The sequence below is a fragment of the Streptomyces sp. DSM 40868 genome (assembly GCF_011820545.1).
Classification (GTDB): domain Bacteria; phylum Actinomycetota; class Actinomycetes; order Streptomycetales; family Streptomycetaceae; genus Streptomyces; species Streptomyces eurythermus.
The window spans coordinates 4,292,914-4,318,574 of sequence record NZ_CP050504.1; the positions used below are offsets into that span (position 1 = coordinate 4,292,914).

The window sequence follows — 25,661 nt, forward strand, 5'->3', positions numbered from 1 at the left end:
CACAGGAGTCACCACAGTGACCGACGTAACCGGCGCGCCTGCCGATGTCCTGCACACCCTGTTCCACTCGGACCAGGGCGGCCATGAGCAGGTCGTGCTCTGCCAGGACCGCGCCAGCGGCCTCAAGGCCGTGATCGCCATCCACTCCACCGCCCTGGGTCCCGCCCTCGGCGGCACGCGCTTCTATCCGTACGCGACCGAGGCCGAGGCCGTCGCCGACGCCCTGAACCTCGCGCGCGGGATGTCGTACAAGAACGCCATGGCCGGTCTGGACCACGGCGGCGGCAAGGCCGTGATCATCGGCGACCCGGAGCGCGACAAGACCGAGGACCTGCTGCTCGCCTACGGGCGCATGGTCGCCTCCCTCGGCGGGCGCTACGTCACCGCCTGCGATGTCGGCACCTATGTCGCGGACATGGACGTCGTGGCCCGCGAGTGCCGCTGGACCACCGGCCGCTCCCCCGAGAACGGCGGGGCCGGCGACTCCTCGGTGCTCACCGCCTTCGGTGTCTACCAGGGCATGCGCGCCTCCGCCCAGCACGTGTGGGGCGACCCCTCGCTGCGCGGCCGCAAGGTCGGCATCGCCGGCGTCGGCAAGGTCGGTCACCACCTGGTGCGGCACCTGCGCGACGAGGGCGCCGAGGTCGTGATCACCGATGTGCGCGAGGACGCCGTCCGGCGGATCCTCGACGAGCACCCCGAGGGCGTGACGGCCGTCGCCGGCACCGAGGCGCTGATCCGGGTCGAGGGCCTCGACATCTACGCGCCCTGCGCGCTCGGCGGCGCGCTGAACGACCTCACCGTTCCGGTGCTCACCGCCAAGGTGGTGTGCGGCGCGGCCAACAACCAGCTCGCGCACCCGGGCGTGGAGAAGGACCTCGCCGACCGCGGGATCCTCTACGCGCCGGACTATGTGGTGAACGCCGGCGGGGTCATCCAGGTGGCCGACGAGCTGCACGGATTCGACTTCGACCGGTGCAAGGAGAAGGCGTCGAAGATCTTCGACACCACGCTGGCCATATTCGCACGTGCGAAGGAAGACGGGATTCCGCCGGCCGCGGCGGCCGACCGGATCGCCGAGCAGCGGATGGCCGACGCCCGCGCGGGACGCGCCGCGCACTAGTGGTTTCGCACAAATGAGCGGTACCCGTCGGCGGGAACTTCGAGAGAACTCTCACTTCCCCCGGCGGGTCGTTCCCCGATAAGTGGTTAAAATCGCCACTGACCAGCGAGGACGGGGCGCCTCGAAGGTCCTGTGCACACGCGCGTGCTGCGGGCGACGTACCGTATGGGCGCGGGCTCAGGTACCGTGGAAGCCCTACGGACCGGCCTCTCCACGGAGAGTCCGTTCCAGAACATGAACGCGTGTCAGACTCTGGGGCCGTCGAGCCCCGTCGTTGAGGGGGTCGAGCCATGGGGCGCGGCCGGGCCAAGGCCAAGCAGACGAAGGTCGCCCGCCAGCTGAAGTACAACAGCGGTGGGACGGACCTCTCACGCCTGGCCGAGGAGCTGGGCGCATCGACGTCGAACCAGTCGCCGAACGGCGACCGTTTCGAGGACGATGAGCACGACGACGACCTGTATGCACGGTACGCCGACCTCTATGAGGACGACGACGACGAGGACGACAGTCCTCAGCAGCACCGTCGCGGCGCGTAACGCTTGCAGCGGGCTTCACCGCACTTTCCCGGTCCGGGGCCGTAGCACCGGACCGGGTTTTGTGCTGCCGTGGCGGGGCCGGGGCCCCGCCTCCCGGCCTTACGCGTAGTCACCGACCAGTTCGGCGCCCGTCGTCTTCTCGCCGCGCTCGGTGATCTCGCCGGCCACCCAGGCGTCGACACCGCGGTCGGCCAGGGTCGTGAGGGCCACCTCGGCCGACTCCTGCGGGACGATCGCCATCATGCCGACGCCCATGTTGAGGGTCTTCTCCAGCTCCAGGCGCTCGACGCTGCCGGTCTTCCCGACCAGGTCGAAGATCGCGCCCGGGGTCCAGGTGGAGCGGTCGACCACCGCGTGCAGCCCGTCCGGGATCACCCGGGCCAGGTTCGCCGCGAGCCCGCCGCCGGTGATGTGGCTGAAGGCGTGCACCTCGGCGGTGCGGGTGAGGGCCAGACAGTCCAGCGAGTAGATCTTCGTCGGCTCCAGCAGCTCCTCGCCGAGGCTGCGGCCCAGCTCCGCGATCTCCGACTCCAGGGACAGCCCGGCGCGGTCCAGCAGGACGTGCCGGACCAGGGAGTACCCGTTCGAGTGAAGCCCGGAGGACGCCATGGCGATCACCGCGTCACCCGTGCGGATGCGATCGGCGCCCAGCAGCCGGTCGGCCTCCACGACGCCCGTACCGGCCCCGGCGACGTCGAAGTCGTCCTCGCCCAGCAGGCCCGGGTGTTCGGCCGTCTCGCCGCCCACCAGGGCGCAGCCGGCCAGCACGCAGCCTTCCGCGATGCCCTTGACGATGGCCGCGACCCGCTCGGGGTGGACCTTGCCGACGCAGATGTAGTCGGTCATGAACAGCGGCTCGGCACCGCACACCACGATGTCGTCCATGACCATGGCGACCAGGTCGTGGCCGATGGTGTCGTAGACGCCCATGCGGCGGGCGATGTCGACCTTCGTGCCGACGCCGTCCGTGGCGGAGGCCAGCAGGGGGCGTTCGTAGCGCTTGAGGGCGGAGGCGTCGAAGAGCCCGGCGAAGCCGCCGAGGCCGCCCAGCACCTCGGGGCGCTGCGTCTTCTTCACCCATTCCTTCATGAGCTCGACGGCGCGGTCGCCCGCCTCGATGTCGACGCCCGCCGCTGCGTAGCTGGCACCAGTTGTCTCAGACATGGCTGTGAGAGCTTTCGTGTCGTACTGCGGGGGGTGTTACGGGCGGCGGATCGCGTCGGCCGCGGCCGTGGCGGCGGGACCGGCGGCCAGCTCGGTCTCCAGCAGCTGCTTGCCGAGCAGCTCGGGGTCCGGCAGCTCCATCGGGTACTCGCCGTCGAAGCAGGCGCGGCACAGGTTCGGCTTGGCGATCGTGGTCGCCTCGATCATGCCGTCGAGGGAGATGTAGGCGAGGGAGTCGGCGCCGAGGCTGGTGCCGATCTCCTCGATGCTCATGCCGTTGGCGATCAGCTCCGCGCGGGTGGCGAAGTCGATGCCGAAGAAGCAGGGCCACTTCACGGGCGGCGAGGAGATCCGGATGTGGACCTCGGCGGCGCCCGCCTCGCGGAGCATGCGGACCAGGGCGCGCTGGGTGTTGCCGCGCACGATCGAGTCGTCCACGACGACCAGGCGCTTGCCCTTGATGACTTCCTTCAGCGGGTTCAGCTTCAGCCTGATGCCCAGCTGGCGGATGGTCTGCGAGGGCTGGATGAAGGTCCGGCCGACGTAGGCGTTCTTGACCAGGCCGGCGCCGAAGGGGATGCCGGATGCCTCCGCGTAACCGATGGCGGCCGGGGTGCCGGACTCCGGGGTCGCTATGACCAGGTCGGCCTCGACCGGGGCCTCCTTGGCCAGCCGGCGGCCCATCTCCACGCGGGAGAGGTACACGTTGCGGCCGGCGATGTCGGTGTCCGGGCGGGCCAGGTACACGTACTCGAAGACACAGCCCTTGGGCTTCGCTTCCGCGAATCGCGAGCTGCGCAGGCCGTTCTCGTCGATGGCGACGAACTCGCCCGGCTCGATCTCGCGCACGAAGCTGGCGCCGGTGATGTCCAGGGCCGCGGTCTCGGAGGCGACCACCCAGCCGCGCTCCAGGCGGCCGAGGACCAGCGGGCGGATGCCCTGCGGGTCACGGGCGGCGTAGAGGGTGTGCTCGTCCATGAAGACGAGCGAGAAGGCACCGCGCGCCTTCGGGAGCACCGCGTGGGCGGCCTCCTCGACGGTGAGCGGCTTGCCGTCCTCGTCGACCTGGGCGGCCAGCAGGGCCGTCAGCAGGTCGGTGTCGTTGGTGGCCGCGACCCGGGTGGAGCGGCTGTTGTTGTCGTTGGGCAGGGCGGCGACCATCTCGGCGAGCTGCGCCGTGTTGACCAGGTTGCCGTTGTGGCCGAGCGCTATGGAGCCGTGCGCGGTGGCACGGAACGTCGGCTGGGCGTTCTCCCACACGGAGGCGCCGGTGGTCGAGTAGCGGGCGTGTCCGACCGCGATGTGACCCTGGAGCGAACCGAGCGAGGTTTCGTCGAAGACCTGGGAGACCAGGCCCATGTCCTTGAAGACGAGGATCTGGGAGCCGTTGCTGACCGCGATTCCCGCGGATTCCTGACCCCGGTGCTGGAGGGCGTAGAGCCCGAAGTACGTGAGCTTTGCGACCTCTTCACCCGGAGCCCAGACGCCGAAGACGCCGCAAGCGTCCTGGGGGCCCTTTTCGCCGGGAAGCAGATCGTGATTGAGTCGACCGTCACCACGTGGCACGCCACCGAGTGTAGGCGAGGTCGTCCACTGGTCCGAATTGGGGATACGTGCCCTCGACCGGCCGGGCCGTCCCGATCGCCTTGGTGCTTTTTGCGTTTCCGCAGGTCATCGTGCATTCGCTGGTGAGCCGACGGATCCCGGGCCCGGCCGCTGTCAGGCGATTACGAACGATTCGCCGCCGCGATGAGTGAGGTGTCGCACATCATTCGGGAGTGCCACGGGTGAGGTGCACGCGGTCTCCGTGACCGGTGGTGAGGGTGAGTTCGCCGTGTTCGGCCGCGCCGGTGAGCGTCTGGCCGTCGAGCGCCTTGGCGAGCGCCCGTTCGAAGCTCATCCGGTCGGGGTCACAGGCCATCTTGGTGGTGCGCAGCGCCCCGAAGGTGATCCGGTCCCCGTGCACGGCGACGCGGGCGCTGAACCGGTTGCAGCCGAGGTTCCCGGCCGCGCTGCCGTCGGTGCCGATCCGCAGGTGCGGGGAGCCGGCGGCGGGAGCGGAAAGGTCCTCACCGCCGACGGTGATCCGTTCGACCCGCCACTCCACCCCGGTCACCGGTTCGCCCGCGCCCATGGCAGCACTGTCCACCTTCCCGGCGGCACAGGCCACCACCAGGGGGATCGCCGCCGCACCGAGCCACTGCTTGTGCCGTTTCATACCGTTTCGACGCACCCGGAGGGCCGCCGGTTCCGCTATCCGAGCAGCGGCAGCAGCCCTCCGAGGTCGGCCCGCTCCCCGCTGGCGCTGACCTGCGCACCGGCCACGGCGTCCGTCCAGGACAGCCGGCCGGTGGCGAGCCGGATCCAGGTCAGCGGGTCGGTCTCCACGACGTTGGGCGGGGTGCCGCGGGTGTGCCGGGGCCCTTCCACGCACTGCACGACGGCGTACGGCGGCACGCGCACCTCGGTGGAGCCGCCGGGCGCCTTGACGGCCAGCGCGTCGGCGAGCAGCCGGGTGGCGGAGGCCAGGGCCTGCCGGTCGTACGGCACGGCGAGGTCCGGGACGGCGGCGTTCAGGTCGTCGGTGTGGGTGACGAGTTCGACGGCACTGGTGACGAGGTAGTCGTCCAGCGGCATGGCGCCCACCCGGGTCGCCAGCAGCCGGCCGGCGGGGTGCTCGGCCAGCAGCGCGCGCAGGCCGTCCTCGGCCTCGGCGAGGTAGGCGTCGAGGTCCGGGCGCTCCACGGCGAGCCGGCGCGTGCCGTCGTCGATGGCGGCGGAGTCGGCGGCCGCCGCGAAGGCCCAGTCGACCAGCTGGGCGTCCTGCTTCGGCGGCGTCGGCCGGGCGGCGGCCCGCAGCACGGCGTTGACGCCCATGCCGATGTGCGCGACCAGCTCCCGCACGGTCCACTCCCCGAGCCGGGTGGGCAGCCCGAGCCGCTCCTCGTCCAGCCCGCGCACGGCCTCCCGCACATGACCGAGCTGAGCCAACACGGCGGCCCGGGTCTTGGCGGGGTCGTAACTACGCGGACGCTTCTTGGCTGTTGGCATGAGCCGAGCCTATGCGGACGCGCGCCGGAGCCGGAGAAAGGCATGGGGATGCCGAGCCCGGAAGCCCGCGCGCGGAAACGTGTTCGTGCTTCCGCGCGCGGGCTTCCCCGCCGTGGGGAACGTGGCCCCGAAACGGTTGCCGGCTACGCCAGCAGCGCCGGGATCGTCTCCTCGTGGGCCTTGCGGAGTTCTTCCAGGGTGAGGGAGAACTCGCCCTGGATCTCCACCGTGTCGCCGTCCACCACGCCGATGCGGGTGGCCGGCAGGCCGCGGGCGCCGCACATGTCGGTGAAGCGGATCTCCTCCGAGCGCGGGACGGCGACGATGGCGCGGCCGGCCGACTCCGAGAGGAGGAAGGTGAAGGCGTCCAGGCCGTCGGGGACGACCAGGCGGGCGCCGATGCCGCCGAGCAGCGCGGACTCCACGACCGCCTGGATCAGACCGCCGTCGGACAGGTCATGCGCGGAGTCGATCATGCCGTCGCGGGAGGCGGAGATCAGGATCTCGGCCAGCAGCCGCTCCCGCTCCAGGTCCACCGCCGGGGGCAGACCGCCGAGGTGGTCGTGGACCACCTGGGACCAGGCCGAGCCGCCGAACTCCTCGCGGGTGTCGCCGAGGAGGTAGATCAGCTGGCCCTCCTCCTGGAAGGCGACCGGGGTGCGGCGGGCCACGTCGTCGATCACGCCGAGGACGGCCACGACCGGGGTCGGGTGGATCGCCGCCTCGCCGGTCTGGTTGTACAGCGAGACGTTGCCGCCGGTCACCGGGGTACCCAGTTGCTGACACCCGTCGGCGAGGCCGCGTACCGCCTCGGCGAACTGCCACATCACGGCCGGGTCCTCGGGCGAGCCGAAGTTCAGGCAGTCGGAGACGGCCAGCGGCTTGGCGCCCGTGGTGGCCACGTTCCGGTAGGCCTCGGCGAGGGCCAGCTGCGCGCCGGTGTACGGGTCGAGCTTGGCGTAGCGGCCGTTGCCGTCCGTCGCGATCGCGACGCCGAGACCGCTCTCCTCGTCGACGCGGATCATGCCGGAGTCCTCCGGCTGCGCCAGCACGGTGTTGCCCTGCACGAAGTGGTCGTACTGCTGCGTGATCCACTTCTTCGACGCCTGGTTCGGCGACGCCACCAGCTTCAGGACCTGGTCCTTCAGCTCCTCGCTCGTCTCCGGGCGGGGCAGCTTGTTCGCGTCGTCGGCCTGGAGGGCGTCCTGCCAGTCGGGGCGGGCGTACGGGCGCTCGTAGACCGGGCCGTCGTGCGCGACCGTGCGCGGGTCCACGTCCACGATCTTCTCGCCGTGCCAGAAGATCTCCAGCCGGTCGCCGTCGGTCACCTCACCGATGACGGTGGCGATGACGTCCCACTTCTCGCAGATCTCCAGGAAGCGGTCGACCTTCTCGGGCTCCACGACCGCGCACATGCGCTCCTGCGACTCGCTCATGAGGATCTCCTCAGGAGACAGGGTCGAGTCGCGCAGCGGCACGTCGTCCAGCGTCACGCGCATGCCGCCGGAGCCGTTGGACGCCAGCTCGCTCGTCGCGCAGGACAGGCCGGCCGCGCCGAGGTCCTGGATGCCGACGACCAGCTTCTCCTTGAACGCCTCCAGGGTGCACTCGATGAGGAGCTTCTCCTGGAAGGGGTCGCCGACCTGGACGGCGGGGCGCTTGGAGGGCTTGGCGTCGTCGAAGGTCTCGGAGGCGAGGATGGACGCGCCGCCGATGCCGTCGCCGCCGGTCCGGGCGCCGTAGAGGATGACCTTGTTGCCCGCGCCGGAGGCCTTGGCGAGGTGGATGTCCTCGTGCCGCATCACACCGATGGCACCGGCGTTGACCAGCGGGTTGCCCTGGTAGCAGGCGTCGAAGACGACCTCGCCGCCGATGTTGGGCAGGCCCAGGCAGTTGCCGTAGCCACCGATGCCCGCGACCACGCCCGGCAGGACGCGCTTGGTGTCGGGGTGGTCGGCGGCGCCGAAGCGCAGCGGGTCCACGACCGCGACCGGGCGGGCGCCCATCGCGATGATGTCGCGGACGATGCCGCCGACGCCGGTGGCCGCGCCCTGGTAGGGCTCGACGTACGACGGGTGGTTGTGCGACTCGACCTTGAAGGTCACGGCGTAACCCTGGCCGACGTCGACCACGCCCGCGTTCTCGCCGATGCCGACGAGCAGCGCGTCCGACTGGGGCGCCTTCTCGCCGAACTGGCGCAGGTGGACCTTGGAGGACTTGTACGAGCAGTGCTCGGACCACATGACCGAGTACATGGCGAGTTCGGCGCCGGTCGGGCGGCGGCCGAGGATCTCCACCACCCGCTCGTACTCGTCCTTCTTCAGGCCGAGTTCGGCCCAGGGCAGCTCGACGTCGGGGGTCGCGGCCGCGTGCTCGACCGTGTCCAGAGGCGTCCGGCTCATGCGTTGACCAGCTTCTTGAGGATCGAGGTGAAGAACGGGAGCCCGTCGGTACGGCCGGTACCGATCAGCGGCTCGACGGCGTGCTCGGGGTGCGGCATGAGGCCGACGACGTTCCCGGCCTCGTTGGTGATGCCGGCGATGTCCCGCAGCGAGCCGTTGGGGTTGAAGTCGAGGTAACGGAAGACGACCCGGCCCTCCGCCTCCAGCTTGTCGAGCGTGTAGGCGTCGGCGACGTACCGGCCGTCCATGTTCTTCAGCGGGATGTGGATCTCCTGCCCGGCGCGGTAGTCGCCGGTCCAGGCCGTCTCCGCGTTCTCCACCCGCAGCTTCTGGTCGCGGCAGATGAAGTGGAGGTGGTCGTTGCCGAGCATCGCGCCCGGGAGGAGGTGGGCCTCGGTGAGGACCTGGAAACCGTTGCAGATGCCGAGGACCGGCAGCCCGGCCTTCGCCTGCTCGATCACGGTGTCCATCACCGGCGAGAACCGGGAGATGGCCCCGGCCCGCAGATAGTCGCCGTAGGAGAAGCCGCCGGGCAGCACCACGGCGTCGACCTGCTTGAGGTCCTTGTCCTTGTGCCACAGGGCGACCGGCTCGGCGCCCGCGAGGCGGATCGCGCGCTGGGTGTCCCGGTCGTCCAGGCTGCCCGGGAAAGTGACGACGCCAATACGAGCGGTCACTTGGCCGCCTCCGCGACTTCGTCGACGCGGACCGTGAAGTCCTCGATCACGGTGTTGGCGAGGAAGGATTCCGCAAGATCGCGGATGCGGGCGAGGGCGGCCTCGTCGACCGGTCCGTCAACTTCCAGTTCGAAACGCTTTCCCTGACGTACGTCCGAGATCCCTTCGAATCCCAGGCGGGGCAGCGCACGCTGGACCGCCTGGCCCTGGGGGTCGAGGATCTCCGGCTTGAGCATGACGTCGACTACGACGCGTGCCACTGGCACTCCCGGTGTGTGGTGCTGAGCAGGTTCCTTCAGACTACCCGCACAAAATTTCTACGCGGGTAGAGTTGGAGGAAAGTACGTGAGGCGCATCACGATCGGGTGTCGAAGCCACGGACCCGCGAAAAGTTCTGGGAAAGTTCCACAGTCGCCCGCCCGCCCCCTATTGCGCCCGGACACGCGGACGGATTTAGTCGGGCTTCACATTTCATTGCCGGGCACTGTACAAATGAATTGGCAATAGCCGATACTCGGCACGTCATCGGCGTTGAGCTGTAACGACGTGCCGCACGAAGGGACCGATATTCGTGGCGCAAAAGGTCGTGGTCACTCTCTTTGACGACATCGACGGCTCGGAAGCGGCGGAAACGATCGCCTTCGGACTCGACGGCAAGTCGTACGAGATCGACCTGAACGAAACCAACGCCAAGAAACTGCGCAAGGCGCTCGCGCCGTACGTCGAGGCCGGCCGCAAGCGGTCGCGGTCCGGCAAGGCGTACAAGCAGACGGAGGTCGCTCCCGACCCGGCGGCCGTCCGCGCCTGGGCCCAGGCCAACAAGATGGACGTCCCAGCCCGGGGACGCATCCCGAAGAAGGTCTACGAGGCGTTCACCGCCGCGCAGTGAGCCCGCGAAGGGGCGGCTGCCAGGGTCCGTCAGCGGGCCCTGGCAGCCGTGCACTTGGGACAAACGGGACCGGGAGGGAGCCGACTTGCGCTACCCCCCCGATGATCGGCTAATGTCTGGGTCACGCCGAGGGGCGAGGCCGACAGGCCGGATCCCGAGGACACGCGGGTGTAGTTCAGTAGCAGAACATCCCCCTTCCAGGGGGAAGGCGCAGTGTGCGATTCCTGTCACCCGCTCCGCACCGCCGACACGACCACTGTGGTGGATCAGGTAGGCTGGTGCTCGCACCGGTCGGTGAGAGCCGATCGGGAGCAGTGCGGACGTAGCTCAGTTGGTAGAGCGCAACCTTGCCAAGGTTGAGGTCGCGAGTTCGAGCCTCGTCGTCCGCTCGGGAATGAGACCCCGGTCCACTGGACCGGGGTCTTTTCGTGCTCCGGCCCGGTACTGACATTTGTCATGCCCGGGGATGACATCGCGCACTGCCGACGAGGGCGCGCCCGGCGGACGCTGGTGTCATGAACATCGACGGACACGAGCACGTGATCGAGGTCACCGACCTCAGGCGTGTCTACGGGGGCGGGTTCGAAGCCGTACGCGGAATCAGCTTCTCCGTGGCGCGCGGGGAGATCTTCGCCCTGCTGGGCACCAACGGCGCCGGGAAGACCTCGACGGTCGAACTGCTGGAGGGGCTGACCGCACCGGCGGGCGGCCGGATCCGGGTGCTCGGCCACGACCCCTACCGCGAGCGGGCCGCCGTACGGCCCCGCACCGGCGTGATGCTCCAGGAAGGCGGCTTCCCCGCCGAACTGACCGTCGCCGAGACCGCCCGGATGTGGGCCGGCTGCACCACCGGGGCGCGGCCGGAGCCCGAGGTGCTGGAGCGGGTGGGGCTCGCGGACAAGCACGGCGTACGGGTCAAGCAGCTCTCCGGCGGGGAGCGCCGGCGCCTCGACCTGGCACTCGCCCTGCTCGGCGACCCGGAGGTGCTCTTCCTCGACGAGCCGACCACCGGACTCGACGCCGAGGGCCGCCGGGACACCTGGGCGCTGGTGCGCGAACTGCGCGACCAGGGCACCACGGTGCTGCTCACCACGCACTACCTGGAAGAGGCCGAGGACCTGGCCGACCGGCTCGCCATCCTGCACGAGGGCCGGATCGCCGCCTCCGGCACACCGGCCGAGGTCACCGCCGGCCGCCCCTCCCGGATGTCCTTCGAACTGCCCCCCGGCTACTTCCCCGGCGATCTGCCGCCGCTCGCCGCCCTCGGCGTCCTGGACCACGAGTACGACGGCCGGACCGTCCGGCTGCGCACCCGCGAACTCCAGCGGACCGCCACCGCCGTCCTCACCTGGGCCGAGCGGGCCGGGGTCGAACTGGGCGCGCTGGACGTGCGCTCGGCCTCCCTGGAGGAGGCGTTCCTCGGGATCGCCGGGAAGCGGGAGGAGGTGGCGGCGGCATGAGCATGTCCCTCACCGCGCCCTCCGTGCGGCGGCTGCGGGCGCTGGCCCGGGCCGAGCTGACCCTGCTCGGCCGCAACCGCGGGGTCGTCGTCACCGCGCTCCTGGTGCCGCTGTTGCTGCCGTTCAGCGTGCGGCCGGCCCTGGACCACGTGGACCTGGAGAAGCAGGGCATCAGCGTCGGCTCCGCCATGCTCACCGCCGGGATCGGCTTCTCGTTCCTCTTCGCCGTCTACAGCGCGCTCGTCAACGCCTACGTGGCCCGCCGCGAGGAACTCGTCCTGAAGCGGCTGCGCACCGGCGAACCGACCGACGCCGAGATCCTCGCCGGCACCGCCCTGCCCACCCTGACCGTGGGCCTCGCGCAGTCCCTGGTGCTGTGCGCCGGATGCGTGGCGCTGCTGGACGCCGGGGCCCCCGAGGCGCCGTACCTGACCCTGCTGGGCCTGGTGGCCGGGTTGGTGCTGAGTGCCGCGCTGGCCGCCCTCACCGCCACCGTCACCCGGACCGTGGAGAGCGGTCAGGTCACCGCGCTGCCCTTGGTGTTCGGTTCGATGCTCGGCTCGGGGATCATGGTGCCCACCGAGGTCATGCCGGAACCGCTCGCCTCCGTCTGCGAGCTGCTCCCGCTGTCCCCCGCCATCCGGCTCGTCCGGGGCGGCTGGACCGGCCAGTTGAGCGCCTACGAGGCACTGGGCGCGCTCGCGACCGCGCTGGCCTGGACCGTGGTGGCGGTGGTCGCTGTCCGGCGGTGGTTCCGGTGGGAGCCCCGGCGCTGAGGAACGGGGGCGTGTGGTGGGGCCGATACGGCGGTGGCAGCAGCGGCACTGGCGGGAGCGCGGCAAGGCGGACCGGGTGGAGCTGTACACGGTGGTCACCTGGTACGTCACCACCTGGTTCTTCATCCTGAGCTGGCTGATGCTGCCGCTGACCCCCTCACTCGTCCACGGCCGGCCCGCGGCCCTCCTCCTCGGCGTCCCGCTGATCCTGGTGGCCGCGGCGCAGTGTGCCGCCGCGAACCGGCTCACCCGGCCCGCCCTCGACCACTATCTCGGGCGTTCCCGGCTGCCGGCCGGCGCCCACCGCGTCCCGGCCGTCCTGCTGGGCCTCGCCGTGGCGCTGGTCGTGGCCCTCGCCGCCGTACGCGGAGCCGACCGGCCGACGATCCGGCTGGCACTCGGCGCCGCCCTGCTGCCGTACGGGATGCTCTACGGCCTCACCGTCCCGGTACGGGTGTACCTGCGGAACGCGGCGGTGCTCGCGGCGCTGCTCATGGCCGCCCTGGGGGTTGCCGACCGGTCCGTCGCCGGGCTGGCCGGAACCGCCGCGATCACCGCCTTCATGACGGTGTTCGCGCTGCTCGCCTACCGGTGCGGCTCCTGGACCCTGTCCGTGCTGTGGGAGGCGGAGCGCGCCCGCGAGACGGAGGCCCGGCTCGCGGTCGCCGAGGAACGGCTGCGGTTCGGCCGGGACCTGCACGACGTCCTGGGCCGGAACCTGTCGGTGATCTCCCTCAAGAGCGAGCTGGCCGTGCAACTGGCCCGGCGCGGGCGGCCGGAGGCGGTGGAGCAGATGATCGAGGTGCAGCGGATCGCGCAGGAGACCCAGCGGGAGGTGCGGGCCGTCGTGCGCGGCTACCGGGAGGCCGACCTCGCCGCCGAACTCGCCGGTGCCCAGGGCGTGCTGGCGGCGGCCGGGATCGACTGCGAGGTCCGCGCGGAGACCGGCGGCCTGCCCGCCGAGGTGCGGTCCGCGCTCGGCTGGGTGGTGCGCGAGGCGGCCACCAACGTGCTGCGGCACGGGGACGCGAGCCGGTGTCTGGTGGGGCTGACGGTGCGTGAGGGGCGGGCGGTGCTCACGGTGGAGAACGACGGAGCCGTGACGGCCGGCGGCAGCGGGGGCGGCGGCTCGGGGCTGGCCGGGCTGCGGGAGCGGCTGGCCGCCGTGGGCGGGACCTTGGAGGCGGACCACACCGGCCCGGACCGGGACCGGTTCCGGCTGGTCGCGGACATACCCCTGACCACTGTGAGAGGAGCCACCTCGTGAGCGCACCGGTACGGCTGCTGCTGGCCGACGACGAGCATCTGATCCGGGGCGCCCTGGCCGCGCTGCTGTCCCTGGAGGACGACCTGCTGGTCGTCGCGGAGGCGGCGAGCGGACCCGAGGCGCTGGCCATGGCGCGGGCGCACGCCCCCGACGTCGCCGTCCTGGATCTGCAGATGCCGGGCGCCGACGGTGTGAAGGTCGCCACATCCCTGCGCGCCGAACTGCCCGGCTGCCGGGTGCTGATCGTCACCGGGCACGGCCGCCCCGGGCATCTGAAACGGGCCCTCGCGGCCGGTGTGCGCGGGTTCGTCCCGAAGACCGTCAGCGCCCAGCGGCTCGCCGAGATCATCCGGACCGTGCACGCGGGAAACCGTTACGTCGACCCCGAGTTGGCCGCCGACGCGATCTCCGCCGGAGACTCCCCGCTGACCGCGCGGGAGGCCGAGGTGCTGGAGCTGGCCGCCGACGGGGCGCCGGTCGCGGAGATCGCCGAGCGGGCCGCGCTGTCCCCGGGAACCGTGCGGAACTACCTCTCCTCGGCCGTCACCAAACTCGGCGCCGAGAACCGTCATGCGGCGGTGCGTCTCGCACGGGAGCGAGGTTGGGTATAGTTGCTCTCGCGCCACGGCGCAACGCGGACGTAGCTCAGTTGGTAGAGCGCAACCTTGCCAAGGTTGAGGTCGCGAGTTCGAGCCTCGTCGTCCGCTCCATGCGGAAGCCCCCGGTTCCCACCGGGGGCTTCTTGCGTACCCCCGGCTTCCGCCGGGGGTCGCCGGGCTACGACCAGGGGGTGCCGGTCAGCCGCTCGTACGCCTCCACGTACTTCTGCCGGGTCGCGGCCACGACCTCCTCGGGCAGCGGCGGCGGGGGCTGCTCGCTCCGGCGGTCCCAGCCGGACGCCGGCGAGGTCAGCCAGTCGCGCACGAACTGCTTGTCGTACGACGGCTGGGCGCGGCCCGGCTGCCAGGTGTCGGCCGGCCAGAAGCGGGAGGAGTCCGGGGTGAGGACCTCGTCGGCGAGGACGAGCGTGTCGCCGTCGAAGCCGAACTCGAACTTGGTGTCGGCCAGGATGATCCCCCGCTCCCGGGCGATGTCCCGGGCCCGGGAGTACACGGCGAGCGTGGCCTGGCGCAGCTGGGCGGCGGTCTCCGCGCCGATCCGGCGGGCCACCTCCTCGTAGGAGACGTTCTCGTCGTGCTCGCCGACCTCGGCCTTGGTGGCCGGGGTGAAGATCGGGGCGGGCAGCTCGGAGCCGTCGACGAGGCCTTCGGGGAGGGCGAGGCCGCAGACCGTACGGGACTGCTGGTACTCGGCGAGGCCGGAGCCGGTGAGGTAGCCGCGGGCCACACACTCCACCGGGACCATCTTCAGGGACTTGCACACCAGCGTCCGGCCCGCCCAGTCGGCCGGGGCGCCCTCGGGCACCTCGGTGCCGATGACGTGGTTCACGGCGAGGTCGCGGAGCTGGTCGAACCACCACAGGGAGAGCTGGGTGAGGACCCGGCCCTTGTCGGGGATCTCGGTGGGCAGCACCCAGTCGTAGGCGGACATGCGGTCGCTGGCGACCATCACGAGGTCGCCCGCCTCGTTCTGGTACAGGTCGCGCACCTTTCCGGTGTGCAGGTGCACCAGGCCCGGAACCTGGATCGGCTCGGGCTTTTCTACGAATCCGGACACGGTTCCTCCCCGTGGCTCTGTCCAATGCCCCGATTCTCCCGTACGGGGCAGGCCGGGCGCGCCCCGGGGTCAGTCGCGTTTGCAGATGCGGTCCAGCAGGTTCGCCGTGGCCCGCTGGATCCGGGCGTCCACGTGGCCGGGGCGGTCCAGGGCCGGGGACCAGGCGAAGGTCCCGGAGGCGAACACCCAGGCGCCGGAGGGGGCGCGGTAGAGGGACGTCTCCTGGTGCCGGCGGACGCCGTCGGCGTCGGCGTAGGGGGAGTGGGCGAGCAGGATCCGCTCGTCGTGCTCGGGCAGCGCGGTGCGCGGGAAGTAGCGGTCGGCCTCGCCGGCGACCAGGCCCTTGATCTCGTCGCCCTCGTGCGCGCCGGTCGCCTCCCACAGCCAGTGGCCGCCGTTGCGGACGATCAGCGGATGCGGCTCGGGCACCCGGCCCGCGTACTGGATGCCGATCAGCTCCTGTTCCGGCCGGTCGATCTCGCGCCACAGCACCGGCCGCCCCGGGCCCTTGCGCTTGCGGCAGGTCAGCAGCCGGTCCGGGACGCCGGACGGGGACGGCGCCAGCTCCACCTGCCAGTACATGGTGTTGGCGGAGAGGAAGACCAGCGAGGTGCCCCGGTCCCGGGCGTCCTCGACGGCCCGGCGCATCGGCACCGACCAGTACTCGTCGTGGCCCGGGAAGACCAGGCCCCGGTAGCGGGTGGGGTCGATCCGGCCGGCGTGCAGGTCGCGGGCGTCGGCGTAGGCGAGGTCGTAGCCGTAGCGCTCGGCCCAGCGGATGAAGTCGTAGGCGTGGCCGACGTGCAGGGGCAGGCCCGCGCCCGCGTACGGCCGGTCGAAGGAGATGGTGGTGGCGGCGTCGGCCTCGCCGAGGAGGCGGCCGTCCTCGTCCCAGGCGTGGTAGAGGCTGGCGCCGGTGTGGCCGTCCTCCGGGTAGAGGTTGTACGCCTGCCAGGTGACGTCGGGCAGCAGCAGGAGCAGGTCGGCGGGGTGGCTGTCGCGGACCGTGAAGGGCACGTGGGAGCGGTAGCCGTCGTGCGTGGTCAGGACGGCCACATAGGCGCCGATGCTCCAGTAGGAGGGCACCTGGAGGCGCCAGGACAGCCACCAGTGGTGGCAGGAGACCGTGCGGTCGGCGGTCAGCGGCGGGGGCTGGACGATGCCGGAGAGCCGGGGGCTGGTGGTGATCTTCGCCGCGCCGTCGCCGCCGTAGTGGCCGATGCGGTAGATGTCCACGACGAACTCCTGCGGCGGGTCGACCGTGATGTGGAAGTCGATCGCCTCGCCGGGCGCGACGGCGCCGGTGGAGGTGAAGCCCTTGATCTGGAGGCGCACGTCGTCGGCGGAGCGGGGCCCGGGGGAGGAGGAGCGTGCGGCCGTGGCGCGGCGGCCGGTCCCCCCGGACACCTGCGGGCAGGCGTCGACGTACCAGGGCATCACCTTGCCGAAGTCGTCGATGTACGGCTCACTGCCACGCAGCCAGGGCACCGGGCCCTGGCCGAAGGGGTCAGTGACGCCATGCGCGAGCGCTCCGGACTCCCAGCGGCGAATGCGGTCCGAGGCCATGGACGCTCCCCTCCCTCATCCCCCCGTGTCTGGGCTCGCTGTGCGGTGGCTCCGCCGTGTTCGGCCGCGCTGTCGTATGTCGCGCGCCCTTGCCAAAGGCGTGGTCCGTCCCAGCACATCACATTACGCACGGGGCCGGTCACTACTCGTTGCGAATTGACCTGAAGTGGAAGTCGCCTTTCCGTTACGGGAGTGGCCTGTGGGGGTACGGCGCCGGCGCCCCTGAGCTGGGCGCCGACGGCCGTACGGTGACGCCTGGCCGCGGCCTTCGCCGCGGCGTCACACCAGCCGTACGGGCTTCTCGGGGCGTATGCCGAAGGCGGTCAGCCAGTCGCGCAGCGGGCCCGGGTCCCCGTCCTCGATCAGGGTGAGCACCTTGGGCGCGAGGTCGGCGGCGCGTTCGCCGCCCAGCAGCAGGGAGGGGCCGTCCAGCCAGTCCAGGGCGGGGACCGCGCCCGCGGTGTCGACAGCCGCGCAGCACACCATCGCCGTGACGTGGTCGGCGAGCAGCTCACGGGCCGTGCGGTGGGGCTGGAGCGGGAAGGGCGGCAGGCCGTAGTCACCGGGTGCCCAGGCCACGCTGTCGGGGCTCTGGTGGGCGGTGACGGCGCCTGTGCGGGCCCGCTGGGTGCGGGCCTCCTCGCGGGCCAGCTCGGCGGTGAGACGGGCGGCCAGGGCGACGCTGCGGTCGGTGCCGGGCTCCGTCTCCGCCTCGCCGTCGGCGTCCATGTCGCGCCCACCCACACCACCCGCGCGAGTGACGTCGTCGGACGGGGTTGGCCCCTGCGGGGAGTACCCGTCGCCGTCGGCGGCTCGGGGGGCGGGGGCCTGCCGGAAGGGCTCGTGCGGGTGGGCGGGCCCGGCCGGGGCCGTGCGCGCGGTGGTGAGGTGGTCCAGGACCCGGGCCAGGGTGGGGCCGCCCGGATCGGGGGTGCCGGGGTGGCGGGAGGAGCGGACGCCCAGCGCGTCCAGGGCGCGGTGCAGGCGGGCCGCGTCGACGCGCCAGGTGCGGTCCACGACCTCCTCCGGATACGCCTGCCAGTCCACCGGCGCCCAGTCGGAGCACGGCGTCGCGGGGCCGCCGTGGAAGAGGCGGGCGGCGAGCAGGGACGCGGCCTCGTCCACCGCGCCGGGTTCCTCCAGCAGATCGCAGGCCGGGCGCTCGCCGAGCCGGGAGGTGAAGCCCTCGGCCAGCCGGTCGCGGCGGGACAGCTCGGTGAGCGCCGCCACCACGCCCGCGTCCAGCCGGGACGGCCACCGGCCCATGCGCCAGGCGGGCAGCGCCACCCTGGTCAGCAGCCGGTCCCAGCCGGCGTAGGCCAGTCCGACCTGTTCCTGGGCGACGATCCGCAGGCCGTAGTCGACCGCCTGGGCGCGCTCGGCCGCCGCCGCCGCGACCCCGCGCTCCATCTGCGTCGCGTGCTCCCGGCAGCCGCGCAGCAGCAGCCGGGCCACCCAGCCGACGGCCGCGCACAGTCCGCGCACCGGCGGCCGGCGGCCCGGAGCGGAGGCGACGGCCACGGCCGCGTCCAGCCCGCGCACGAAGCGGCGGGCGGCCGCTATGTCCGGGTGCGCCGAGGGCCCCGTACCCGCGATGACCGGGGCGAGGACCGCGCGCAGCTCGCCCACGCGCATCCACCACAGGAAGGGCGAGCCGATGACGAGGACCGGCGGGGTCGGGGTCCGGGGGCGGGCCGGGCCCGCCGGCCCGCCGGGTGCCGGGCGCGGCGGCGGGCCGTGCGCCGAGTGCGCCCGGTCCTCCAGCCAGCTGTCGCAGTCCGGGGTGAGCGCTATGGCCGACGGGGCCGGGACCTCCAGGCGGTCGGCCAGGTCGCGCACCATCCGGTACAGATCGGGGGCGGACTCCTCCGGGATCGGCACCGTGGGGCTGGTGGCGGGGCGGGCCCGGGCCACGACCAGGCCGACACCGGCCGCGGCCAGCAGCACCAGCACCGCCGGCACGCCCACGGCCCAGCGGGCGGCGTCCCAGCCCCGGCCGACGAGATGGCCGGTGGAGGCGCCGGTCAGCAGGATCACCGCGGCGCCCGCGGGCAGCACCGCCACGGCCAGCGCCCGGCTCCGGACCCGCAGCACGGCGAGGGCCCGGGAGCGCGCGGCCTGCGCGCCCGCCTCCACACCGATTCCGGTCACGTGCCGATCTCGCCCCCTCCCTGCCGCTCGCGTGCTGTCCTGGTGTTGCCCACTCCCCCACTGTGGCACCCGCCACTGACATCGCAATGCCGGTGGGCCAAGTGCCGGAACGCTTGCGCGGCACCCTAGTTGGGGCCTGGTCCCCCGTCAGCCGGATAGCCGATTGCTCACTCGATGGAATGGCTTTGGTCAGAGCTGGGTGACAGACAGCAAAGATCAGGCCCCGGATTGTGGATCCGGGGCCTGAGTGGCATACGTGCAGGTCAGAAGGGCATGGGCTCAGGCGCCCGGGGACTGCGCCGCCTTCGCCGCGATGTCGGTACGGTGCTGCGAGCCGTCAAGGCCGATCCGGCCCACCGCCCGGTACGCCCGCTCGCGCGCCTCGGCCAGGTCCTTGCCGGTGGCCGTGACGGACAGCACGCGTCCGCCGGCGCTGACCACCGCGTCGCCCTGGCGCGTCGTACCGGCGTGCAGCACGTACGCGTGCGGGGCGTCCTCGGCGGCCACCGCGTCCAGCCCGGTGATCGGGTCGCCGGTGCGGGGGGTGCCGGGGTAGTTGTGCGAGGCGACGACGACGGTGACGGCCGCGTCCTCGCTCCAGCGCAGCGGCGGCAGATCGGCCAGGTGCCCGGTGGCGGCGGCCATCAGCACGCCGGCCAGCGGCGTCTTCAGGCGGGCCAGCACGACCTGGGTCTCGGGGTCGCCGAAGCGGGCGTTGAACTCGATGACCCGGACCCCGCGCGAGGTGATCGCGAGGCCGGCGTAGAGCAGCCCGGAGAAGGGCGTGCCGCGGCGGTGCATCTCGTCCACCGTCGGCTGGAGCACGGTCTGCAGCACCTCGTCGACCAGCTTCGGGTCGGCCCACGGCAGCGGCGAGTACGCGCCCATGCCGCCGGTGTTGGGGCCCTCGTCACCGTCCAGGGCGCGCTTGAAGTCCTGGGCGGGCTGGAGCGGTACGACCGTCTCGCCGTCGGTGATGGCGAAGAGGGACACCTCGGGGCCGTCCAGGAACTCCTCGATCACCACCCGTTCGCAGCCGGCGGCGTGCGCCTTGGCGGCCTCGATGTCGGAGGTGACGACCACGCCCTTGCCGGCGGCGAGACCGTCGTCCTTGACGACGTAGGGGGCGCCGAAGGCGTCCAGGGCCTCGGCGACCTCCTCGGCGCTGGTGCAGACGTAGGAGCGGGCGGTCGGCACCCCGGCCGCCGCCATGACGTCCTTGGCGAAGGCCTTGGACCCCTCGATCCGGGCGGCCTCCCCGGAGGGGCCGAACACCGGGATGCCGGCCGCGCGGACGGCGTCGGCCACACCGGCGACCAGCGGGGCCTCCGGGCCGACGACGACCAGTTCGGCACCGAGGCGGGTGGCCAGTCCGGCCACGGCGGCACCGTCGAGCGCGTCGACCTGGTGCAGCTCGGCCACCTCGGCGATGCCGGCGTTGCCGGGGGCGCAGTACAGCGCGGTGACGTCGGGGTCGAGGGACAGGGAGCGGCACAGGGCGTGTTCGCGGGCGCCGCCGCCGATGACGAGGACCTTCACGGGGTCAGCCTAATGGCAAGGTCACCGAAACCCGGGGGCCGGGTTTGTCGGAGCTTTCTCCAAAGGGGGCGGGGAGGGGGTTCGAGGTGGGGGGCTGGGGTGCGGCGACCGGGGGCTCGGGGGCTGGGGCCCGGGGTGGGTCCTGGGGCCAAGTGGGCTTGGTGGGCCGGGGGCCGGGTGGGTGGCTCAGTGGTCTGGAACCGGGAGCCGACGGGGCGGGGCCCGCTGGATGGCGGGCGCCGTGAGGCAGACCGGGCGGGGTGGTGAGCCGGGGACCGGCCGGCCAGTGGCGCGGGACCAGGTGGACTCGGCGGCCCCGGGACCGGACCGACTCGGCGGGCCGGGGCCGGGTGGAACCGGTGAGCTGGGGACTGGGTGGGCTTGGTGGACCAGGTCCGAGGCCGGGGGCTCGGGGCCGGGCGGCTGGGGGCCGGGTGGAAGCGGTGGCCCGGGAGGGGCGGGTGGCTCGGTGGGCCGGTGCTTCGTAGGCCCGTGGGCCCGATGGCCGGGGCCGGAAACCCCGTGAGCCCGGTGGTCGGACTGTCCTCGGGGGCTGTTCGACCACCGGTGGGCTACTCGTTGGTGAACTCCTCCACCACCGTCGCGCCCAGCTCGCGCACGATCAGTTCGTGGCCGGAGAGGGCCGACTCGTCCAGATCCGGGTCGTCGTCCTCGGGGATGTCGTCCTCGGGGGCGACGGGCGGCGGCTCGGGGGCGGCGGCCGGCTGGGGCGCCGGTGCGGGCGCGGGCGCGGCCGGAGCGCTGTTCCGGGTGGCGGCGGGAGCCTGCGCGGCAGCCTGGGGAGCCGCCGGGCGGGGCGCGGCGGGAGCGCCGTAGCCACCGCCGGGAGCGCTGCCGTAACCACCGGCGGGGGAGCCGCCGTAGCCGGACGCGCCGGCCGGGGCCTGCGGGGCACCGCCGCCGGACGGGTCGACGACCGCCTCGATCTTCCACTGCACGTTGAACTGCTCGGCCAGCGCCTGCCGCAGCACGTCCTCGCTGCCGCTGCTCGCGAAGTTGTCACGGGCACCGGCGTTGACGAAGCCCAGCTGGAGGGTGGTGCCGTCGAAGCCGGTCACCTGGGCGTTCTGGCTGAGCAGGATCCAGGTGAAGCGGCGGCGGTTCTTGACGGTCTCCAGGATGTTCGGCCAGAGCGCGCGGGGGTCGAGGCCGCCGGTGGGGGCGGGCGCCGGAGCCTGCGGCGCGGGGGCGGGCGCGGCAGCAGGAGCCGGACGGCCCGGCTGCTGCGGCTGGCCCGCGCCCTGTCCCTGGCCTGCCCGCCCGCTCGCCGGAGCGGCGGCCGTGGGCCAGCCGCCGGGACGCCGGCCGCTGCCGGCGGGGGCCGCGGTGGGCCAGGCGCCGGGGGCGGGGGCGGCCGGGGGCTGAGCCGCGGGCGCAGGGGCGGCCGTTGCGGCCGGGACCGCCGGGACCGGGGCCTCCGGGGCGGCGGGGGCAGGGGCAGGGGCGGGCGAAGGCGCCGCTGCGGCAGGGACGGCAGAGGCGGCGGGGGCGGCAGCCTCGACCGGGCCGCCGGGGGCCGCCGGGTCCCCGGCGCCAGGTCCTACCGGGACCCCCGCACCCGCCGGAACACCAGGACCACCGGCACCACCGGGGCCACCCGCGGCCCGGACAGCCGCGCGGGCCGCGGCGGGCCCTCCACCGGGCGGCACCGACAACGCACCGGCACCCGCAGCCGCGCCGCCGTGGGTCTCGGGGCCCGGGACGTAGCCCATGGCGGGCATGCCGCCCCCGCCCGAGAAGCCGATGCCGCGCTCCAGGCGGTCGAGGCGGGCCATGACGGACCGTTCGTCGCCGTAGGCGGCGGGGAGCAGGACGCGGGCGCAGATCAGTTCCAGCTGGAGGCGGGGCGAGGTGGCGCCGCGCATCTCGGTCAGGCCCTCGTTGACCAGGTCGGCGGCGCGGCTCAGCTCGGCGGCGCCGAACGTCTCGGCCTGGGCCTGCATCCGCTCCAGTACGTCGGCCGGGGCGTCGAGGAGGCCCTTCTCCACGGCGTCCGGCACGGCGGCGAGGATCACCAGGTCCCGCAGCCGCTCCAGCAGGTCGGCGACGAAGCGGCGCGGGTCGTTGCCGCCCTCGATGACCCGGTCCACCACCTCGAAGGCGGCGGCCCCGTCACCGGTGGCGAAGGCCTCCACGACGGAGTCGAGCAGGGAGCCGTCGGTGTAGCCGAGGAGGGAGGTCGCCATGGCATACGTCACACCGTCCTCGCCGGCGCCGGCGAGGAGCTGGTCCATGACGGACATGGAGTCACGCACGGAACCGGCGCCGGCACGCACGACGAGCGGCAGCACGCCGTCCTCGACCGGGATGTTCTCCTTCTGGCACACCTCGCCGAGGTACTCGCGCAGGGTGCCCGGGGGGACGAGCCGGAACGGGTAGTGGTGGGTCCGCGACCGGATGGTGCCGATGACCTTCTCGGGCTCGGTGGTCGCGAAGATGAACTTCAGGTGCTCCGGCGGCTCCTCGACGACCTTCAGCAGCGCGTTGAAGCCGGCCGACGTGACCATGTGGGCCTCGTCGATGATGTAGATCTTGTAGCGGCTGCTCGCGGGGCCGAAGAAGGCCTTCTCGCGCAGCTCACGGGCGTCGTCCACACCACCGTGAGAGGCCGCGTCGATCTCGATGACGTCGATGGACCCGGGTCCGTTCCGGGCGAGGTCGCGGCACGACTGGCACTCCCCGCAGGGGGTCGGCGTGGGACCTTGCTCACAGTTCAGACAGCGGGCGAGGATGCGCGCGCTGGTCGTCTTGCCGCATCCGCGGGGGCCGCTGAACAGGTACGCGTGATTGACCCGGTTGTTCCGCAGCGCCTGCTGCAGCGGGTCGGTGACATGCTCCTGCCCGATGACCTCCGCAAAGGTCTCCGGGCGGTAGCGGCGGTACAGCGCGAGAGACGACACGCATACGAGGTTAATGGGGCGCACTGACAACGGACCCCGCCCGCGGATCCGGACCCTGACCCCGACCCTGCCCCCGGGAACGCAAGCGCCCCCCACGCACCCGCCAGAGCCGACCTACCCTTGCTGCCTTCCGGCCCTGGGGGAGTTCAGTCAGATAGCGCCGCGTGAGGGGCTGTGCCCCACAGTACCCGATGGCGGCGCCCGGACCGAACCCGATCGCCCCGCCCCCCGCACCCGGGGACGGCCTGCGGGAACGGGTTCGCGAGCACTCCCCTCGGTCATGTAATGTTCTCGGCGGAGGATTCGCCTAGAGGCCTAGGGCGCACGCTTGGAAAGCGTGTTGGGGGCAACCCCTCACGAGTTCGAATCTCGTATCCTCCGCCAGTGCCTCACCGGGCACGTTGCCGAAGGGCCCCCTGGAAACAGGGGGCCCTTCGGCGTTGTCCTCAGACCTCGTTGTCCTGGTCTTTGTCCATAGGGTGCGCCGGCATCGGTCCCCAGATCGCTTCGGCGATCATTCCGGCGACCTCCTTGAACATGACGTCCGGCACATGCTGGTATCGCGCCCGCATCCGGGCGGAGGTCCCGGGCTCCCATCCCATGATCAGATCGATGACCCGATCCGGTACGCGGAGCAGCATGAGCACGGTGGCGGCCGTGTGCCGGGCATCGTGCAGCCGGGCGCTCCGAACCTCGGCGGCCTGCAACAGCCGCTTCCACTCGTGATAGTCGGTGTTCGGGCTGAGCGGGCCGCCGAGCGGCTTCGTGAACACGTAGTCGGACTCAACCCAGAGGTCCCCGGCGACCTTGCGCTCACGCGCTTGTTCCTCGGCGTGCGAGCGCAACATGACGATCAGGGGGCCCGGCAGAGGGACCACACGGCGCCCCGCTCTCGACTTCGTGTTCTTAGTCTCGCGCCGCACCTGCACCCGGTCCGGGCAGTACCCCGCCTTCCGGCCGCACGGTGCCGTCTCCGCACAGCCGTGCTCGTACCTGGGGCGGAGACGGTTCCGGCGCAGCTTCAGGTACTCGTTCTCCAGGTCGACATCACACCAGCGCAGGCCCAGCGTTTCCCCCTGCCGCAGGCCGAGCGCCAGCGCCAGCATCCAGCGGGCACTGTTCCGGTGCCGCCTCGCTTCGACCAGTAGGCGCTTGATCTCATGCAGCGAGTAGGGCTCTACCTCTGTCTCGTCTTCTTCCATCCGGGGCGGCTTGGCCAGAGCGGCAGCGTTCTTCGCCGCGTATCCGCGCCGTACAGCCTCGCCGAGAGCGGTCCGGGCAGTGCGGTGCGCCTGGTGGGCCGTGCCAGCCTTGCGCTGCCCGTTGGCCTGCATCCGGCGGTACAGGCTCTCCAGATGCTCGGGCTCCAGGCGGTCAAGGCGGTGTTTCCCGATGCCGGGCACGAGGTGAACCCGAACCGCGACCTCGTAGCCGTCGTAGGTGTTCTCGCTGACGACGGGCTTGGCGATGTTCTCAACCCAGTGCTGGAGCCACTTCTCAACCGTCCATGGCTTCCCAGGCTGCTGTGCCGAGCCCTGGTCCCGCTGCTTCTCCAGCCGGCGGACTTCCTCGACCAGTTCCTTGCGCGTGGGGCGGGTGAGGTGGCGGCGGTACGGCGTCCCGTCGTCCTTGTAGCCCATCGGGACTCGGGCGTGCCACCGTTCGTCCTTTCCGAAGTAGATCGCCGATTCGCCGTTGGCGCGGCGGGTGCGCTTGTTCTGCTCTGCCACAGGCAGGCTCCCGTTGTTCAGTCCTGGTGGATCACGGGCGGCGGTCTGCCTCTCCCGGTAGACCGCCGCCCGACGTGGTCAAGCCGCCCGGTGGACGGTGCGGAGGCTGTTGGCGAAAGCGGGGATGGCGTCCGCAGGGATCCTGCGGAGCCTGCCGACCGTCACGGACTCCAGCTCTCCGGAGCGGACCAGTGCGAAGCAGGTGGTACGTCCGACGCTGAGGCGGCGGGCGGCTTCCTCGACCGTCAGCAGTACGAGGGACGGGTCGGCGGCGTCTGCATATGGGGCCGTGGGCATGCGCGTGACACTCCTTCGCTTCACGGTGAGTGGTAGGCGGTGCGCGGTGGGGCCGTGTGTCCGAGGTGCGGATTTCTGCGTCACCGCGTCATCTGCGTCAACCGCGCTTCTGACCAGCGGCTTTGGGTGACACAGCAGGGTTGGGGCGCGTCACGGGGTGACGCAGGCGTCCGTCACGGGGTGACGCAGGTGACGCGGGTGACGCGGGTGACGCAGCCGTTGGCCGTCTGCGTCACCGTCGTTCGGGCTGGTCACGGTGGGATTTCCGTCCGTGGGTGACGCAGGTGACGCAGCGTCTTTCTACATCGGACAAGGGAGGGGGTGTTTGTGGTGGTGTGGTGCGGCTCAGGGCGTGAAGAAGGAGCCGCTTCGCGGCGCGTCCATCGCAGGGCGGCAAGCCGCCGAACAGCAAGAAGAGCACGCGTCACGCCCCCG

The 25,661-nt window shown here is 72.3% G+C and carries 21 protein-coding genes, 4 tRNA genes and 1 other RNA gene; 11 read left to right on the top strand and 15 right to left on the bottom strand.

Translation table 11 applies throughout. From position 1 onward, the window contains the following. Positions 1–16 precede the first annotated feature (16 nt). On the top strand, positions 17–1,123 hold the full coding sequence (locus HB370_RS19485) for a Glu/Leu/Phe/Val dehydrogenase dimerization domain-containing protein (protein WP_030792535.1): 1,107 nt from the start codon (positions 17–19) through the stop codon (positions 1,121–1,123). A gap of 290 nt (positions 1,124–1,413) precedes the next feature. Then, positions 1,414–1,659 carry a DUF3073 domain-containing protein gene (locus HB370_RS19490; RefSeq protein ID WP_030619673.1) on the top strand — a complete coding sequence of 82 codons (246 nt, stop codon included), beginning with the start codon at positions 1,414–1,416 and terminating at the stop codon, positions 1,657–1,659. A gap of 99 nt (positions 1,660–1,758) precedes the next feature. On the opposite strand, the gene purM is transcribed toward HB370_RS19490, so the two are convergent. The 7 genes from purM to purS form a co-directional block, all read right to left on the bottom strand. Further along, a complete protein-coding gene (gene purM, locus HB370_RS19495; RefSeq protein WP_030619670.1) occupies positions 1,759–2,823 on the bottom strand; it encodes a phosphoribosylformylglycinamidine cyclo-ligase in 1,065 nt (354 codons plus the stop codon). Positions 2,824–2,859: 36 nt separating this feature from the next. Beyond that, the gene (purF, locus tag HB370_RS19500) at positions 2,860–4,389 is read right to left on the bottom strand and encodes an amidophosphoribosyltransferase (RefSeq protein ID WP_030619667.1); all 1,530 of its coding nucleotides are present in this window, start codon (positions 4,387–4,389) and stop codon (positions 2,860–2,862) included. Between the two features lie 202 nt (positions 4,390–4,591). After that, positions 4,592–5,041 (bottom strand): META domain-containing protein, encoded by a 450-nt coding sequence (locus HB370_RS19505; RefSeq protein ID WP_030792531.1) that lies wholly within the window; start codon positions 5,039–5,041, stop codon positions 4,592–4,594. 35 nt (positions 5,042–5,076) lie between these two features. After that, positions 5,077–5,874: a maleylpyruvate isomerase family mycothiol-dependent enzyme gene (locus tag HB370_RS19510; RefSeq protein WP_030792527.1), complete on the bottom strand. Its 798-nt coding sequence runs from the start codon at positions 5,872–5,874 to the stop codon at positions 5,077–5,079. Between the two features lie 143 nt (positions 5,875–6,017). Then, positions 6,018–8,276 (bottom strand): phosphoribosylformylglycinamidine synthase subunit PurL, encoded by a 2,259-nt coding sequence (gene purL, locus HB370_RS19515; RefSeq protein WP_037703081.1) that lies wholly within the window; start codon positions 8,274–8,276, stop codon positions 6,018–6,020. Continuing rightward, positions 8,273–8,953, bottom strand: a complete 681-nt coding sequence (gene purQ, locus HB370_RS19520; RefSeq protein WP_030792523.1) for a phosphoribosylformylglycinamidine synthase subunit PurQ — start codon at positions 8,951–8,953, stop codon at positions 8,273–8,275. Before purQ ends, purL begins: the two co-directional genes overlap by 4 nt. After that, on the bottom strand, positions 8,950–9,213 hold the full coding sequence (purS, locus tag HB370_RS19525; protein ID WP_014673609.1) for a phosphoribosylformylglycinamidine synthase subunit PurS: 264 nt from the start codon (positions 9,211–9,213) through the stop codon (positions 8,950–8,952). The genes purQ and purS overlap by 4 nt, the downstream gene beginning before the upstream one ends. Before the next feature lie 311 nt (positions 9,214–9,524). Between purS and HB370_RS19530 the strand changes: the two genes are divergently transcribed. The 8 genes from HB370_RS19530 (at position 9,525) to HB370_RS19565 (ending at position 14,055) form a co-directional block, all read left to right on the top strand. Further along, positions 9,525–9,842 carry an Lsr2 family protein gene (locus HB370_RS19530; RefSeq protein ID WP_030619653.1) on the top strand — a complete coding sequence of 106 codons (318 nt, stop codon included), beginning with the start codon at positions 9,525–9,527 and terminating at the stop codon, positions 9,840–9,842. A gap of 164 nt (positions 9,843–10,006) precedes the next feature. Next, positions 10,007–10,078, top strand: a tRNA-Gly gene (locus HB370_RS19535). A gap of 80 nt (positions 10,079–10,158) precedes the next feature. Beyond that, positions 10,159–10,231 (top strand) — tRNA-Gly (locus HB370_RS19540). 126 nt (positions 10,232–10,357) lie between these two features. Beyond that, a complete protein-coding gene (locus tag HB370_RS19545) occupies positions 10,358–11,302 on the top strand; it encodes an ABC transporter ATP-binding protein (RefSeq protein ID WP_030792521.1) in 945 nt (314 codons plus the stop codon). Further along, positions 11,299–12,078, top strand: a complete 780-nt coding sequence (locus tag HB370_RS19550; protein WP_030792518.1) for an ABC transporter permease — start codon at positions 11,299–11,301, stop codon at positions 12,076–12,078. The genes HB370_RS19545 and HB370_RS19550 overlap by 4 nt, the downstream gene beginning before the upstream one ends. A gap of 13 nt (positions 12,079–12,091) precedes the next feature. Further along, positions 12,092–13,345 (top strand): histidine kinase, encoded by a 1,254-nt coding sequence (locus tag HB370_RS19555; RefSeq protein WP_030792515.1) that lies wholly within the window; start codon positions 12,092–12,094, stop codon positions 13,343–13,345. Then, complete coding sequence (locus HB370_RS19560; protein ID WP_030792512.1) at positions 13,342–13,956, top strand: response regulator transcription factor; 615 nt, start codon at positions 13,342–13,344, stop codon at positions 13,954–13,956. The genes HB370_RS19555 and HB370_RS19560 overlap by 4 nt, the downstream gene beginning before the upstream one ends. Positions 13,957–13,979: 23 nt before the next feature. Further along, positions 13,980–14,055, top strand: a tRNA-Gly gene (locus HB370_RS19565). A 67-nt stretch (positions 14,056–14,122) separates the two neighbouring features. On the opposite strand, the gene HB370_RS19570 is transcribed toward HB370_RS19565, so the two are convergent. From HB370_RS19570 to ffs, 6 genes are all read right to left on the bottom strand, one after another. Next, positions 14,123–15,022 carry a phosphoribosylaminoimidazolesuccinocarboxamide synthase gene (locus tag HB370_RS19570; protein WP_030792509.1) on the bottom strand — a complete coding sequence of 300 codons (900 nt, stop codon included), beginning with the start codon at positions 15,020–15,022 and terminating at the stop codon, positions 14,123–14,125. 69 nt (positions 15,023–15,091) lie between these two features. Continuing rightward, complete coding sequence (locus HB370_RS19575) at positions 15,092–16,588, bottom strand: N,N-dimethylformamidase beta subunit family domain-containing protein (RefSeq protein WP_030792506.1); 1,497 nt, start codon at positions 16,586–16,588, stop codon at positions 15,092–15,094. Positions 16,589–16,867: 279 nt separating this feature from the next. Continuing rightward, positions 16,868–18,739 carry a hypothetical protein gene (locus HB370_RS19585; RefSeq protein WP_030792504.1) on the bottom strand — a complete coding sequence of 624 codons (1,872 nt, stop codon included), beginning with the start codon at positions 18,737–18,739 and terminating at the stop codon, positions 16,868–16,870. A gap of 279 nt (positions 18,740–19,018) precedes the next feature. After that, entirely contained in the window at positions 19,019–20,278 is a 1,260-nt protein-coding gene (gene purD, locus HB370_RS19590; protein ID WP_030792502.1) for a phosphoribosylamine--glycine ligase, read from the bottom strand. Positions 20,279–20,850: 572 nt separating this feature from the next. Further along, positions 20,851–23,199 (bottom strand): DNA polymerase III subunit gamma and tau, encoded by a 2,349-nt coding sequence (locus tag HB370_RS19595; RefSeq protein ID WP_030785984.1) that lies wholly within the window; start codon positions 23,197–23,199, stop codon positions 20,851–20,853. A 78-nt stretch (positions 23,200–23,277) separates the two neighbouring features. Beyond that, positions 23,278–23,376: signal recognition particle sRNA small type (gene ffs, locus HB370_RS19600), an RNA gene on the bottom strand. Positions 23,377–23,495: 119 nt separating this feature from the next. On the opposite strand from ffs, the gene HB370_RS19605 reads away from it, so the two are divergent. Further along, positions 23,496–23,583: transfer RNA gene (locus HB370_RS19605), tRNA-Ser, on the top strand. Between the two features lie 62 nt (positions 23,584–23,645). Here HB370_RS19605 and HB370_RS19610 read toward each other — a convergent pair. After that, positions 23,646–24,929: a site-specific integrase gene (locus HB370_RS19610; protein WP_030785989.1), complete on the bottom strand. Its 1,284-nt coding sequence runs from the start codon at positions 24,927–24,929 to the stop codon at positions 23,646–23,648. A 78-nt stretch (positions 24,930–25,007) separates the two neighbouring features. Continuing rightward, positions 25,008–25,226 (bottom strand): excisionase family DNA-binding protein, encoded by a 219-nt coding sequence (locus HB370_RS19615; protein WP_030785991.1) that lies wholly within the window; start codon positions 25,224–25,226, stop codon positions 25,008–25,010. Between the last annotated feature and the right edge of the window lie 435 nt (positions 25,227–25,661).